Raw genomic sequence first — 14296 nt, forward strand, 5'->3', positions numbered from 1 at the left:
GGCCAGGGGGGAGGGAGCGCCCGAGGCCGGGGCCGCAATTTGCTTGCCCGCCGGCCGGGGGCAGGCGAAAAACGTCGATCGACGACACCGGATGCATCCGGCGATTCGGCCGGACTGCATGCGTCGATGCGAGGATCGCGCCGAGGAGCATCGAATGGCACGCACCCCCTCCACCCGCCCGCCCGCCACCGGTCCGAAGGCGGGCAAGGCTCCGGCGGCCGGCGCGACGGCGCCGCGGCAGGATGCGGCACCCTGGGGGCCGGCGGCCAAGGGCGCGTCCGACAAGGGCGCGTCCGACGGCGATGGCAACGGCCGCATCCTGGTGGGCCGCAGCTTCCTCGGCCGCAGCGAGGCGGCGAAGGCGGGCACCCGCTCCAAGGATGAATATCTCACCCTGCGCCTCGCCAACCGGCACGGCCTCGTCACCGGCGCCACCGGCACCGGCAAGACGGTGACGCTGCAGGTCCTGGCGGAGGGCTTCGCCCGGGCCGGGGTGCCGGTGTTCGCCGCCGACATCAAGGGCGACCTCTCCGGCGTCGCGGCGCTGGGCGAGGCCAAGGATTTCCTGATCGAGCGGGCGCAGGAGGTGGGCATCACCTACGCGCCCGACAGCTTCCCGGTGATCTTCTGGGACCTGTTCGGCGAGCAGGGGCACCCCATCCGCGCGACGGTATCGGAGATGGGCCCGCTGCTTCTGGCCCGGCTCATGGGCCTGAACGACACGCAGGAGGGCGTGCTCAACATCGTCTTCCGCATCGCCGACGAGCAGGGGCTGCCGCTGCTCGACCTCAAGGATCTCAGGGCCATGCTCGTCGAGGTGGCCAGGAGCGCGGCGACCCTCACCACCCAGTATGGCAACGTCTCCAGCCAGACGGTGGGCGCCATCCAACGCCAGCTTCTGGTGCTGGAGAATCAGGGCGCCGACAAGTTCTTCGGCGAACCGGCCCTCGACATCGCAGACCTGATGCGGGTCGATCGCTCGGGCTACGGCACCATCTCCATTCTCGCGGCGGACAAGCTGATGGGCGCGCCGCGGCTCTATGCCTGCTTCCTGCTGTGGCTGCTCTCGGAACTGTTCGAGCGCCTACCCGAGGTAGGCGATCCGGACAAGCCGAAGCTCGTCTTCTTCTTCGATGAGGCGCACCTGCTCTTCGATGAGGCGCCAAAGGCCCTGCTCGACAAGGTGGAGCAGGTGGTGCGCCTCATCCGCTCCAAGGGGGTGGGCGTCTATTTCGTGTCGCAGAACCCGCTGGACATTCCCGAAAGCGTGCTCGCCCAGCTCGGCAACCGGGTGCAGCACGCGCTGCGCGCCTTCACCCCGCGCGACCAGAAGGCGGTGAAGGCGGCGGCCGAGACCTTCCGGCCGAATCCGGACCTCGACACGGCCCAGGTCATCATGGAGCTGGGCAAGGGCGAGGCCCTCGTCTCCATGCTGGAGGGCAACGGCGTGCCCTCCATGGTGGAGCGCACCCTCATCCGCCCGCCGTCGGGCCGCATCGGCCCGCTGAACGCGGCGGAGCGGGCGGCGGTGCAGGCGAAGAGCCCGGTGGGGCATATCTACGACGCCTCCGTGGACCGCGAATCGGCATTCGAGATGCTGCAGAAGCGCATCGAGGAGAAGGCTGCCCCGCAGGAGGCGGCGGCTTCCGAGGGGGGCGGCTTTCTCGGCGGGGTGCTCGACAGCGTGCTCGGCACCGGCCAGGCCGCCGGCAGGGCGCCCTCCGGAACGACGCGCGGCGGCGGCCGGGCCAGCACCCGCATGACCACCACCGAGGTGGTGGTGAACCAGGTGGCGCGAACCGTGGCCACGGGCCTCGGCCGCGCCATCCTGCGCGGCATCCTCGGCTCCATCCGACGCTGACACCAGAGCCGGCGCGAGATCCGGACGACACTTTGTGACGCTCCCGGACTCCAAAAACGTATTCTGTTGCTTTGGCGCGGGCGGGGCGGTATAATTTAAGGTATTCCAGTGAGATTGCGGGGTCGCACTGGTGGAGCTGCTCAACGCGCGCGCCAGAGCCCTGTCCTTCGCAGGCAGACCACTCTCCGGTGCGCCCCGACTTGGAGCGCCTCATGAAGGTGTTGCCGATCGCCCGCATTCTTCTGGTTGATTCCCAAATGGAGCGTCGCCTTGCGACCAAATCCGCCCTGTCCGCGCTTGGCGTCGGATCGGTGCGGGAGGCCGCCGCGCTGGACGAAGTGACCGATCCCGCTGTCCTGGGTTCGGCCGACGTCCTTGTCGTGCAAGTGGATGATCCGGAGGATGCCCCTGCCAACCCGTTCCGCTTCGGTTCCGGCATTCCCGCCGTGCTGATCGCGGAAGTCCCTGCCCAGCTGCTCGTTCGGGTCGCAAGCCGTGCCGGCTATGATGCCGCGCTCGGGGCGCCGCTCGCACCCCGGCTGCTCTACCGCCGAATCGGCTCCGTGCTGCAGCGTGCGCGCCGGCTGGCGCGTCCGGCTCCGGCCGTTGCCGCACAGCCGGCCGCGGACCTCGTCAGCGCTGGCTGACGCGTCCGGGCTCCGGCTCGGATTTGCTCCGACACCCATCGTGGCGGCCTGATTGCGCTGCAATCGGGCCGGCGCGTTTTCATATGCGCGGCGCGTGCCCTCATCCGGCCCGCCAATGACGGGACACGGGCGCGCCTGCTGCGTGGTGCCGCGTCCCCCCGTCTTGCCAGACGCCCGGGAGGGCGCCAGCATCCGTCGCGATTCCGGGCCGGTATGGGCTCGCGCGACGGAGGGCCTTATGGCGGAACGCAACGCAACGCTCGATGCGGCGCAACTGGATGCGACGCTCACGGCGGTGGACGATGGGCTCGATGCCGCGCTGGCACGCCTGTTCGATTTCCTGAAGATCGCCTCCATCTCCACCGATCCCGCCCACAAGGCGGCGTGCGCCGAGGCGGCGGACTGGGTGGCGGGCGAGCTTCGCGCTCTCGGCTTCAACGCCACCGTGCACCCGACTGCCGGCCATCCGGTGGTGGTGGCGCGCACCGATACGGGCGCGCCCCGTCGGGTCCTGTTCTACGGCCATTATGATGTGCAGCCGGTGGACCCGCTCGACCTGTGGGATACGCCGCCGTTCGAGCCGCGCCTCGGCGCGACGCCGGATGGGCGCAAGATCATCGTTGCCCGTGGCGCCTGCGACGACAAGGGACAGGTTCTCACCTTCCTGGAGGCGCTGCGCGCCTTCAAGGCCGCGGGGAACGGCGCGCCGGTGGATGTCACCGTGCTGCTGGAGGGGGAGGAGGAGTGCGGCTCCCCCAACCTGCCGGCCTTCCTCGCCGCCCATGCCGACCTGCTCTCTGCCGACCTCGCCCTCGTGTGCGATACCGGCATGTGGGACCCCAGGACCCCCTCCATCACCACGGCGCTGCGCGGCATCCTCCACACCGAGCTCACCATCGTGGGCGCGGATCGGGACCTGCACTCTGGCCTGTTCGGGGGCGCGGCGCGCAATCCCATCCATGTGCTCGCGAGCCTCATCGCCGAGGCGCGCGACGCTTCCGGCCGCGTCACGCTGCCGGGCTTCTACGACGACGTGCGCGAGATGCCCGCCGAGGTGCGCCGGCGCTGGGAGAGCCTCGGCCTCACCGCGGAAGCCTTCCTCAATCCGGTGGGCCTGGGCGTGGCGGCGGGGGAGAGCGACCGTCTCGTCATCGAGCAGATCCAGTCGCGGCCGACCTTCGAGGTCAACGGCATCTTCGGCGGCTATACCGGGGCCGGCACCAAGACCATCATTCCGGCGCGGGCCACCGCGAAGATCTCGTTCCGGTTGGTGGCGGACCAGGACCCGGCGAAGATCCGCGCCGGCTTCGAGGCCTTCGTCGCCGCGCGCATCCCGGCGGACTGCGAGGCCGTGTTCTCCTGGGGTGAGGGGGCGCGGGCCTTCCTCGTGCCGCCGGAGAGCCCGGACCTCTCCCGTGCCGCCGGGGCGCTGGAGGCGGAGTGGGGCGTCGCCCCCGTCACCATCGGCTCGGGCGGGTCTATTCCCGTGGTGGGGCAGTTCAAGGAGCTTCTGGGGGTGGACACCCTCCTCATCGGCTTCGGGCTCGATGACGACCGGGTGCACTCGCCCAACGAGAAGTACGACCTCACCTCGTTCCACAAGGGTACCCGCAGCTGGGTGCGCATCCTCGACGCCCTCGCCTGAGGGCAGGCGCTGCCGGCCCATCTCTCGCACCTGACGTTGCGCGCCCACTTTTGTGCGGCGCGCAATCGTGCGAGGAAGGCCGGGCCAGTTCGGCGGAACGCCCCCCAAGGATGCGCCAGACGTAGCCTTCAGACGCCCCGAGGACGCCCCCATGGAACGCCCCGCGCTCAAGATGGATGCCGAAGGCCTGCTCTCGGCCTGGCGATTCGATGGTCGGGGCGGGGCAACCCGGCTGCCGCTCGACACGGCCCTGGTGGAGCCGGTGCCGGATGGCGGCTTCATCTGGCTGCATTTCCGCTATCTGCCGCGCGCGCCGCAGACCTGGCTTCGGCAGGAGAGCAGCCTCGATCCATCGGTGGTGGAGTCCATCGCCGAGGATGATTGCCGGCCGCGGTGCGCCATGTTCGCGGAAGGCGCGCTGCTCTCCCTGCGCGGCATCAACCTGCAGCGCAACGCGTTGCCGGAAGAGCTCATCACCGTGCATCTGTGGGTGGATGCGCGGCGCGTCCTCTCGGTGCAGCACGATTTCCTGTCGGCCATCGCCGATTTCGAGGACGCGCTCGCCCGTGGCCGTTGTCCCCGCAGCCAGGGCGAGTTCGTGGCCGACCTGTCCACGCGCCTGGTGGAGCGGGTGGACGCGGTGGTGGACAAGCTCATCGACGAGGCGGACGAACTGGAAGACGCAGTGCTGTCCATCGTCGCCTCCGAGATGCTGCCGAAGATCGCCATCCTGCGCCGCGTCGCCGTCAAGCTGCGCCGTCACATCGCTCCCCAGCGCGAGGCGCTGAACCATTTCGCCCTCGAGGACGACCCCTGGATGGGGCCGAAGGACAGGAACCGCCTGCGCGACGCCGCCGACCGGGTCGCGCGCTTCGCCGAGGAGCTGGACAGCGTGCGCGAGCGCGCCGGCATCATCCGCGAGCAGATGGTGGACACCCGCGCCGAGCAGATGAACAAATCCATGCTCGTGCTGGCCGTGGTGACCGTGGTGTTCGCCCCCATGACGCTCATTTCCGGCATGTTCGGCATGAATGTGGGCGGCATTCCCGGCAATGCGGATCCGGAGGCCTTCTGGGCGCTGGCCGTCGCCATGCTGGTGATGGGCTTCGTCCTGCTGTGGCTGTTCCGGCGGCTGAAGTGGATCTGAGCCCGCGCGGCGGGTGAGCGGCGCCTTCCCGTCATCGGCCGCAGACAGGGACCGTCGGGCCAAGCCGGGCTGCCAAGTCGGGCTGCCAAGCCGGGCTCGGGTGCGACGCCGGACGTTCGCAAACAACAAGGCCGGACCCGCAAGGGCCCGGCCTTGTTCGCTTTCGGGATGGGTGCGCGCTACTGGCCGGCGGCGAACACGCTCGGGAAGGGGCGCCCGCGCACGTCATAGACGGTGGCGTAGGTGACACCTTCCCGCTCGATCTTGACCAAAGCCGGCGCCTTCACGTCCGCGCAGTAGAATTCGCCCAGCCGCAGGTAGAAATCCGCGTTGCGGCTGTCATAGGTGGTCTCGTAGCGGGGGCCGAGCTCGGCGGCGGCGGCGAAATAGGGGCCGCAGACGGCCACGCGCAGCTTGCGGCCCTGGGGCAGGGAGCGGCGGTGCTGCTCCACATATTCGTCCAGCTCTTCGGTGGCCTGCTTGAAGGCGAGGCCCCAATAGTCGAGCATGAACCTGCTGTCCGCCCCCTGAATGCCGCCTGCCAGGTGGTTGTAGTACGTGTATTCATAAGGGTGCAGGTTGCGGAAGGCCGCGGCGGGCATGGCGAGGCCCACCAGGAAGACGGCGGCCACGGCGCCCTGGGCGAGGCGCGGCAGGCGCTGGGCCTTGTCCCACACCCAGGCCGCGGCGAAGCCGCCGAGCAAGGCGAGGGCCGGTGTCACGAACACGAAATGCCGGATGCCGTTATAGACCACGGGCTGGGTGGTCACCACGAGCAGCACCGGGAAGGCGGCGGCCGTGACGACGAGCACGAGGCGCGCGCGCCGGGCCGGGGTGTCCTTCCCGAAGACGGCGGAGACCACCGCCCCGGCCGCGCCGGCCAGGGCGAGCCCGAGGAACAGTTCCGGCATCTGCACCGAGAACAGGGTCGGGACATAGGAGCGCGGCATGTCCGGCACCAGGATCGGCCGGCCCTCGAACATCTCGCGCCACGGCACTTCCCAGAAGTGGGAATAGTATTTCAGCGCGACGAGGGGATTCAGCGGTTCCGCCACGCCCCAGGGCCACAGGATGCCGAGCACGAAATAGGCGAGCGGCAGGCCAAGGCAGAGCAGGCCGGTAAAGCCGAGGATCCGCTTGAGCGCCGTCTTCAGGCCCAGATGCGCGGTCTCCACCACCGCCACGAAGACGATGGCCGCGCCGATATAGACGCCGCAGATCAGCCCCATCACCCGCGTGCCCACGGCGAGGCCGAGGAACAGGCCGAACAGGGTGACGGTGCGCGGCGAGGGATTGGGGAATTCGTCGAAAGCCCGCACCATGGCATAGACCAGGCCGGCGACCGCGACCGCGAACGGCGCGTCCTTCACGTTCATGAACATGTGCCCGTAGAACAGCGGGCAGATCATGAGCAGGGCCATGGCCGCGAGGCCGCCCCACGGGCCGGCGAGCCGCCGCCCGGTGCGCCAGACGATGAAGAAGCCGCCGATGCCCACCAGCGCGCCGAGCAGGCGGCGGATGTCGAACACGTCGACGAAGGGAAGGGCCTTGGCGAGGGCTGCGGCCAGCAGGTCGAAGCCACCGCCATAGTAATACAGGTTGACGAAGGAAAATACTTTCCGCTGCGTCAGACCGGAGCTGAAATAATTGTAGAGCAGGTCCCCGTACTGGGAATGCGTGAAGTCATCCCAGCCGAGCCCGTAATCGGAAAAGGTGAGGGCGGCGATGACGGTGACGGCCGCAAGCAGGACAACGGCGCAGGCATCCGCAACCGCGCCTGGCCGACGATCGATCTCTAGGAACGACATGAAACGAGGACCCCGACGGACGATCAGCTTTTCCATGCACGCCCACCGCGAGAGCCTTGATGGCTCTCGTTGCCCTCAGGGTATGCCTTATCGACATACCGCAGTTGGTGAAGCGCGACACAGCTAAGATGGAGTAGCGCCCGATCGCAACAAAATTATGCTGTGCAATGCGAAAAGTTGCGGCCAATCTGGTGTGAAATTGAGGCCGGTTGCACCCGTGTCCGAAGGAGAGGTGCCGGGATCATCTTGCTGGTCCCGAGTCGTTCACCACAAAGAGAAGAAGTTGCTTCGCGCTTTTGTTTCGCCGGCGAAGAGGGCCTCCCGGCTTGGGGCCGGGAGGCGAGCTGGGGCGATCCCGGGTGGATCAGACCGCCTTGCTGTACAGCTCGGCGACGTAGTCCCAGTTCACGAGGTGGTCCACGAACGCCTTGAGGTAGTCGGGGCGACGGTTGCGGTAGTCGATGTAGTAGGAGTGCTCCCACACGTCGACGCCGAGGATGGGGGTCGCGCCCGAAACCAGCGGGTTCTCGCCGTTGGGGGACTTGAGGACCACGAGCTTGCCGTCCTTGAGGGCGAGCCAGGCCCAGCCCGAGCCGAACTGGCCGACGCCGGCGGCGATGAAGTCTTCCTTGAACTTCTCGACCGAGCCGATGTCCTCGATGATCTTCTTTTCGATCTCGCCGGGGATGGCGCCGCCACCGTTCGGCTTCATCCAGTTCCAGAAATGCAGGTGGTTGTAGTGCTGGCCGGCATTGTTGAAGAGCGGGGCGTTCTTGCCGAACGAGCCCTTGACGATCTCCTCCAGGGATTTTCCTTCAAATTCAGTTCCCTTTAGGAGATTGTTGCCATTGTTCACGTAAGCGAGGTGGTGCTTGTCGTGGTGGTATTCCAGCGTCTCGCGCGACATGTAGGGGGCGAGGGCGTCATAGGCATAAGGCAGTTCGGGCAGCGTGAAGGACATGAAACATCTCCGCAATCTATCCGGCGTCGTGCCCGGGGCGAAATCGCTGCCCCGGCGCCACACCGGGTATACGACATGTCCGAGCGAGCACCTAGATAGGGCGGCCATTGCCTCCAAACAACCTTGATGCGGCCGATTTTCCCGGCGAGGTACCACCTTTGGTGTATACGCGGCATGAGGCCGGCAAGCGGGAGTGGGGTGGCAGATGTGGTGGTTCCTGGTCCTTCTCGGCGTTCTGATCGCTCTGGCCGGGCTCGCGGTCATCGCGCTCGGCGTCTCCATTTTCGTCTCCACCTTTGGCAACACCCTGATCACCACCGGCGCGGTGGCGGCCTCGGGCGGCTTTGTCATCACCGCCATGGGGCTGGTGCTGCGCCAGCTTGAGCGCCTCTCCCAGCAGGTCGAGCGCGCCTATCCAGGTACCGATGTCCCCGAGGGCGGCCACCCGGCGCGCGTCGGCGGCCGCGGGCCCCAGGGCCGCCTCACCGTGGACGATCTGGTGCCGCCGGAGCCGGAGGCCCTCACCGCCGAACCTGCCCCCGCTGCGCTTCCGCCGGTCGAGACCCGGGAGCGGATCGCGCCGCCCCCCCGCACCGCATCGCTCCAGGCCCCGGCAGAGCCCGGCGGTGAGGCGGCCGACCCCATGGTCGAGGCGCGCCGCCAGCGGCTCCAGCGCCGGGCCGAGCCGCAGCCTCAGTCCCAGCCATCCCCGGCGCCGGCTCCCGCGCCCCCTCCGCGTCCGCGCACCGGCTACGAGCCGCCGCCGCGCCCGGCCCGTCCGGCAGCCGAGCAACAGCCGGCCCCGGCCGTCCCGCCTGCTCCGCCGCCCCGGCGCGAGCCGGAGGAGCCGCGCATCCTGAAGTCCGGCATCGTCGGCGGCATGGCCTATACCCTCTATTCGGACGGCTCCATCCAGGCCGACCTGCCCGATGGCGTGGTGCGCTTCGCCTCCCTCCAGGAGCTGCGCGACCACGTGGCGCAGTCCCAGGGCGAGCGCTGAGCGCGGCGGCAATCTGGGGGTGTGGGGCTGCCCGCGGCCGGCCCGGGGGGCGCTGCCGCCCGCCGCCGCCACGGCTTCCCGCGCAAGGCCGCGCGGAGCCGGCGCTGCCCCTGAGCACCGGGAAGATGTGCCCCATTGGCCGTGATGCGGCGTCCTTCCGGGCGCCGCTTTCCCCTTTCTTCCCCCTTCGCTCGCACGCGCTTTGGCTCTATGGAGCGGCTTTCCGTTCCCGCGCCGCGGTGATCCGCCCCGCGCGCCGCTTCAGGTAGCCTGCCCATGTACCCCAGCGAATCCGGCCTGCCCTTCGACGACATCCGCCAGCTCGTCGCCACCATGCCCGGCCCCTCCGAGGGCGCGCGCGAGGCAGCGCTGGCGCGGCAGGAACAGCTGGTGAAGCCTTTGGGCGCGCTGGGCCGGCTGGAGGCCATCGCCGCCCATCTCGCCGCCTGGCAGGGCAATTCCATGCCCACCGTCAACCGGCCCATGGTGGCGGTGTTCGCCGCCACCCACGGCATCGCCGATCGCGGCGTCTCGCCCTATCCGGGCGCGGTGACCAAGCAGATGATGGCGACCTTCACCGCCGGCAAGGCGGCGGTGAACCAGATCTGCGCCACCTTCGACGCCGGCCTGCGGGTGTTCGACCTCGCCCTCGACTATCCCACTCCCGATATCACCCAGGACGCCGCCCTCGACGAGAAGGCCTGTGCCGCGACCATGGCCTTCGGCATGGAGGCCATCGCCGGCGGGTCCGATCTTTTGTGCCTTGGCGAGATGGGCATCGGAAACACCACCATCGCCGCCGCCTTGTGCCATGGCCTCTATGGCGGCACGGCGGAGGAATGGGTGGGCGCCGGCACCGGCTCCACGGGCGAGGTGCTGGAGCGCAAGATCGCGGCGGTGCGCGACGCGGTGGCGTTCCACAAGGACCATCTGTCCGATCCGCTGGAGGTGCTGCGCCGGCTCGGCGGGCGGGAGGTGGCGGCCATCGCCGGGGCCATCATCGCCGCGCGGCACGAGAAGGTGCCGGTGGTGCTCGACGGCTTCGTGGTCACCGCGGCCGCCGCCGTGCTCCACGCCCTCGACCCGTCATCCCTCGACCATTGCCTCGCCGGCCATGTCTCGGCGGAGAAGGCCCACCGCCTGCTGCTCGACCGGCTGGGCCTTCGTCCCGTCCTTGACCTCGACATGCGGCTGGGGGAAGGCTCGGGCGCGGCGCTGGCCATCGGCGTGGTGAAGGCGGCGGTGGCCTGCCATCGCGGCATGGCCACCTTCGCCGAGGCGGGGGTCTCCGAAGGCTGAGCGCCCGGCATGAGCCCGCGCCGCGTCTGAGCGAAACCCGCCCGGCGCCGGTCAAAGACCGGGACTGTTGGCAGGAAGGGCGCGGGCCGGCGGGAAGGTCACCTCGGCCCTGGTGCCGCCCCCCGGCCGCCGCGCCAGGGTGAGGGTGCCCTCGTGCAGGCCTGCGAGCCCGCGCACGATGGCAAGGCCCAGCCCCGCCCCTCGGCCGGTGGCAACATCGAGCCGGCTTTCGCGAGGGTGGGCCGCGCCGAACGGCAGCTCGCGCTCGGCGATGCCCGGGCCCGTATCCTCCACCGCCACAAACGGCACGCCATCCGTCCCGATGCCGGCCAGCAGGCGCACCGCGCCGTCCGGCGGCGTGAACTTGACGGCATTGGCGAGGAGGTTGAGGGCGATCTGGCGCAAGGCGCGCTCGTCGCCCCACAGGCGCGGCGCGCCGTCCACCACCGCCGACAGCGTCACCCGGGCGCCGGTGGCCAGCGGCCGCATCATGGCCACGCACTCCTCGGCCAGGGCATCGAGGCGCACCGGCGTTTCCATGAGGGTGCGGTGGCCGCTCTCGATGCGGGCGAGGTCGAGGAGATCGTCGGCGAGGGCCAGGAGATGCTGGCCGGAGGCGTGGATGTCCCGCGCATAGCTGGCATAGGCCGTCACCCGGTGGGGGCCCAGCACCTCGTCCGCCATCATTTCGGAAAAGCCCATCACCGTGTTGAGCGGGGTGCGCAGCTCGTGGCTCATCTCGGCGAGGAAGCGGGACTTGGCGCTGTTTTCCGCCGCCGCGCGCCGGGCGTCCGCCTCTGCGGCGCGGGCGCGGGCCTCGGCCCGGCGCAGCGCCGCCTCCAGCCGGCGGGCGCGCAGCACGAGCAGGCTCACGGCGATCAGCGCCGCCGTGCCGCCGGCCGCGGCCCCGGCCAAACCGGCGAGGGCGCCGCCGGCCAGCAGCAGGCCGAACACGGCGAGAGCGGCCAGGAGGCACGGTCCGGCGAGGCTGCGGGCACGCCGGGCAAGGGACGGAGCAATGGACGGGGCAATGGACGGGGGGAGGGGAAGCGGGAGTCCGTCCGCCTGCGCCGCGGGCTCCGGAGGGGAGCTGGCGGCGGCGTCGAGCGGGGGGCAAAAGGGGCCGGACATGCGGCAGGAGCCCTTCGCGGACGGCGGGGCCCCTTCAGGAGACCGGTGCCGGGCCAGACGGATAACGCGTCCCCAACTCCTGGGGCCGTCGCGGTTAACGGGGGGTTAACGGGCCTTCGCAGAAAGTCCGCCCGCTTAACATTTCAAGGCATCTTCATGCGCATCAAGGACCTTCTGACCGCGGCGCTGATCCTTGGTACGGTCGCGCTTCTGGCGGACCTGCTGCGCCGGGAGACCACGCTGGAGGGGCATGCGTTTGCTGTGGATGGCGACACGCTGGACCTTGCCGGTACCCGCGTGCGGCTCAAGGGCATTGATGCTCCGGAGCTCGGGCAGGAGTGCACGCGCGCCGGCCGGCCCTGGACTTGCGGCGAGGCGGCCCGCCGCGTCCTCCAGGAGGCGCTGCGCGCCGGGCCGGTCGCCTGCACCGCATCCGGGCGCGACAAGTATGGACGGCCGGTGGCGCTGTGCCGCGCCGGCGGGGTCGATCTGTCGGAACACATGGCGCGGCAAGGCTTTGCGGTGGCCTATCTCGGCCGCGCCTATGCCGGGGCCGAGGCCGAGGCGCGGGCGGCGGGGCGGGGCATCTGGGGCGCCAGCTTCGAGGCGCCCGCGGACTGGCGCGCCGCCCATCCGCGCGGTTCCTGACCGGCTGGGGAGGGACGCCGCGAGGGGTGCCGCAGCCGCATGCCTCCGCCCTTTGCCTTCCCGCCGCAGGGCCTTGCGCCGCTGGTAAAGGCGTGGTCTTTCGCTGGATAAAACAAGGCGAGGCTGGAGGCGCCAGGGGCATGAAGCTTTACGACACAAGTCGCGCGCCGAATCCGCGCCGCGTGCGCATCTTCCTGGCGGAAAAGGGGATTTCCGTTCCGACCGTGCAGGTCGACCTTGGCAAGCTGGAGCAGAAGTCCGACGAGTTCACCCGCCTCAACCCGCGCCAGCGCGTGCCCGTTCTGGAGCTGGATGACGGCACCGTCATCTGCGAAACCATTGCCATCTGTCGCTATTTCGAGGCGCTGCAGAGCGAGCCCAACCTGTTCGGCCACACGCCGACGGAGCAGGGGCTGGTGGAAATGTGGCAGCGCCGGGTGGAGCTGGACCTGCTCTATCCCATCATGATGGTGCTCCGACACCTCAATCCCGGCATGGCCGCCATGGAGGTGCCACAGGTGCCGGAATGGGGCGAGGCGAACAAGCCCAAGGTATTGGCTGGCCTTGATTTTTTCAATAATGCCCTGGCCGGCCGCCCCTATCTGGCCGGCGATCGCTTCACGGTGGCGGACATTACGCTGCTGGTGGCTGTGGATTTCATGCGCGTGATCCGCGTGGCGCTGGCGCCGACTCATGACAATCTGGCCCGCTGGCATGCGTCCGTCTCGGCCCGTCCGAGCGCAAAGGCTTGAAATCATGAAGCTAAAGGTCGTCGGCTGCGGCGACGCCTTCGGCTCCGGCGGGCGCGGCAACAGCTGCTTCCTGCTGACCGCCGGGGCGCACACGGCCACCCTCGACTTCGGGGCCAGCGCCCTCGTGAACTTCCACAGGTTCAACCTCGGTTCGGCGGACATCGACACGGTGTTCATCAGCCACCTTCATGGAGATCACTTCGGTGGTATTCCATTCCTCCTGCTGGATGGGCAGTATGTCCATCTGAGGGAGCGGCCGCTGGCCATCGTCGGCCCGCCGGGGACGCGGGCGCGGCTGGAGGCGGCCATGGAGGTGCTGTTCCCTGGCATGGGGGAGATCGACTGGCGCTTTTCCTGGACCGTGACCGAGGTGGAGCCCGGCTCCACCACAAGCCACGGCCCCCTTGCCCTGACCACCGCCGCCGTGGTCCACCCCTCCGGCGCCCCCTCCACAGCCCTGCGCCTGGAAGACGGGACACGCACCCTCGCCTTCTCCGGCGACACCCAGTGGACTGATGCGCTGCTGCCCATCGCCCAGAGGGTGGACCTCTTCATCTGCGAGAGCTTCGCCTTCGAGGGGCAGCCCTACGGCCACCTCGCCTACCGCACCATTGCCGAGCGGCGCGCCGACCTTGGCGCCCGGCGCATCCTGCTCACCCACATGGGCGACGAGATGTGGGCGCGCCGGGGGGAGGTGGACACCACCCATTTCATCGTGGCCGAGGATGGGCTGGAACTCGAAATCTGAACCTGCCCTCGACGCCCTGGTGGCGCGCATCCGCGCCTGCCGGGTGTGCGTCGAGGCGCCGCGCGGCGCCCCGCTCCCCCACGAACCGCGCCCGGTGCTGCGGGTGTCGGCCACGGCCGCGATCCTGGTGGCGAGCCAGGCGCCGGGCACGAAAGTGCATGCCAGCGGGCGCCCCTTCACCGATGCCTCCGGCGACCGGCTGCGGCAGTGGATGGGGGTGAGCGACGCTGAGTTCTATGATTCCAGCCGCATCGCCATCGCCCCCATGGGCTTCTGCTTTCCGGGGCAGGACGCGGCCGGCGGCGACCTGCCGCCCCGGCGCGAATGCGCGGCCACCTGGCACGACACATTGTTCGTAACCCTGCCGGCGTTCCGGCTGATCCTGGCGGTGGGCCGTCCCGCGCAGGCCTATCATCTGGCGCGGCTCGGCCTTGGTGCCCACCTGAAGGCGAGCTTGACCCAGACCGTGCACCACTGGCGGGAGGTGCGCGCCGCCGGCATGGCGCTGGCGCACCCGGTGGCGGTCTATACCCTGCCGCACCCCTCGTGGCGCAACACCGGCTGGCTCAAGCGCAACCCCTTCTTTGAAGCCGACCTGCTGCCGCAGCTTCAGGCCGACATCGCCCGCGCATTGGGGCGGGGTGGGTAG

Annotated in this window: 13 protein-coding genes; 10 read left to right on the forward strand and 3 right to left on the reverse strand. The window is 69.7% G+C overall.

Translation table 11 applies throughout. The annotated features are described in order from the left end of the window. Nucleotides 1–154 precede the first annotated feature (154 nt). From K9U40_RS18715 to K9U40_RS18730, 4 genes are all read left to right on the forward strand, one after another. Nucleotides 155–1861: a helicase HerA-like C-terminal domain-containing protein gene (locus tag K9U40_RS18715; protein WP_282891650.1), complete on the forward strand. Its 1707-nt coding sequence runs from the start codon at nt 155–157 to the stop codon at nt 1859–1861. Nucleotides 1862–2073: 212 nt separating this feature from the next. After that, nucleotides 2074–2508: a hypothetical protein gene (locus tag K9U40_RS18720; protein WP_282891651.1), complete on the forward strand. Its 435-nt coding sequence runs from the start codon at nt 2074–2076 to the stop codon at nt 2506–2508. 238 nt (nt 2509–2746) lie between these two features. Continuing rightward, nucleotides 2747–4153, forward strand: a complete 1407-nt coding sequence (locus K9U40_RS18725; protein ID WP_282891652.1) for a M20/M25/M40 family metallo-hydrolase — start codon at nt 2747–2749, stop codon at nt 4151–4153. A gap of 151 nt (nt 4154–4304) precedes the next feature. After that, nucleotides 4305–5300, forward strand: coding sequence for a zinc transporter ZntB (locus K9U40_RS18730; RefSeq protein ID WP_282891653.1), 996 nt, complete (start codon nt 4305–4307; stop codon nt 5298–5300). 179 nt (nt 5301–5479) lie between these two features. Here the strand turns inward: K9U40_RS18730 and K9U40_RS18735 are convergent, their stop codons facing one another. Together K9U40_RS18735 and K9U40_RS18740 are read right to left on the reverse strand one after the other, a co-directional pair. Then, entirely contained in the window at nt 5480–7108 is a 1629-nt protein-coding gene (locus K9U40_RS18735; protein ID WP_282891654.1) for an ArnT family glycosyltransferase, read from the reverse strand. A gap of 364 nt (nt 7109–7472) precedes the next feature. Beyond that, entirely contained in the window at nt 7473–8069 is a 597-nt protein-coding gene (locus tag K9U40_RS18740) for a superoxide dismutase (protein ID WP_282891655.1), read from the reverse strand. 205 nt (nt 8070–8274) lie between these two features. On the opposite strand from K9U40_RS18740, the gene K9U40_RS18745 reads away from it, so the two are divergent. After that, nucleotides 8275–9069 carry a hypothetical protein gene (locus K9U40_RS18745; RefSeq protein WP_282891656.1) on the forward strand — a complete coding sequence of 265 codons (795 nt, stop codon included), beginning with the start codon at nt 8275–8277 and terminating at the stop codon, nt 9067–9069. Between the two features lie 276 nt (nt 9070–9345). Beyond that, nucleotides 9346–10368, forward strand: coding sequence for a nicotinate-nucleotide--dimethylbenzimidazole phosphoribosyltransferase (gene cobT / locus K9U40_RS18750; protein ID WP_282891657.1), 1023 nt, complete (start codon nt 9346–9348; stop codon nt 10366–10368). A 51-nt stretch (nt 10369–10419) separates the two neighbouring features. Here cobT and K9U40_RS18755 read toward each other — a convergent pair whose 3' ends face one another. After that, complete coding sequence (locus K9U40_RS18755) at nt 10420–11499, reverse strand: sensor histidine kinase (protein ID WP_282891658.1); 1080 nt, start codon at nt 11497–11499, stop codon at nt 10420–10422. Between the two features lie 156 nt (nt 11500–11655). On the opposite strand from K9U40_RS18755, the gene K9U40_RS18760 reads away from it, so the two are divergent. The 4 genes from K9U40_RS18760 (at nt 11656) to K9U40_RS18775 (ending at nt 14296) form a co-directional block, all read left to right on the forward strand. Then, entirely contained in the window at nt 11656–12147 is a 492-nt protein-coding gene (locus K9U40_RS18760; RefSeq protein ID WP_282891659.1) for a thermonuclease family protein, read from the forward strand. Nucleotides 12148–12287: 140 nt separating this feature from the next. Beyond that, nucleotides 12288–12899, forward strand: coding sequence for a glutathione S-transferase family protein (locus K9U40_RS18765; protein ID WP_282891662.1), 612 nt, complete (start codon nt 12288–12290; stop codon nt 12897–12899). 4 nt (nt 12900–12903) lie between these two features. Continuing rightward, the gene (locus tag K9U40_RS18770; RefSeq protein WP_282891660.1) at nt 12904–13647 is read left to right on the forward strand and encodes an MBL fold metallo-hydrolase; all 744 of its coding nucleotides are present in this window, start codon (nt 12904–12906) and stop codon (nt 13645–13647) included. Continuing rightward, the gene (locus tag K9U40_RS18775) at nt 13625–14296 is read left to right on the forward strand and encodes a uracil-DNA glycosylase family protein (protein ID WP_282891661.1); all 672 of its coding nucleotides are present in this window, start codon (nt 13625–13627) and stop codon (nt 14294–14296) included. The genes K9U40_RS18770 and K9U40_RS18775 overlap by 23 nt, the downstream gene beginning before the upstream one ends.

It is taken from the genome of Xanthobacter autotrophicus (assembly GCF_030015065.1).
In the GTDB taxonomy this organism is placed as follows: Bacteria; Pseudomonadota; Alphaproteobacteria; order Rhizobiales; family Xanthobacteraceae; genus Xanthobacter; species Xanthobacter autotrophicus_D.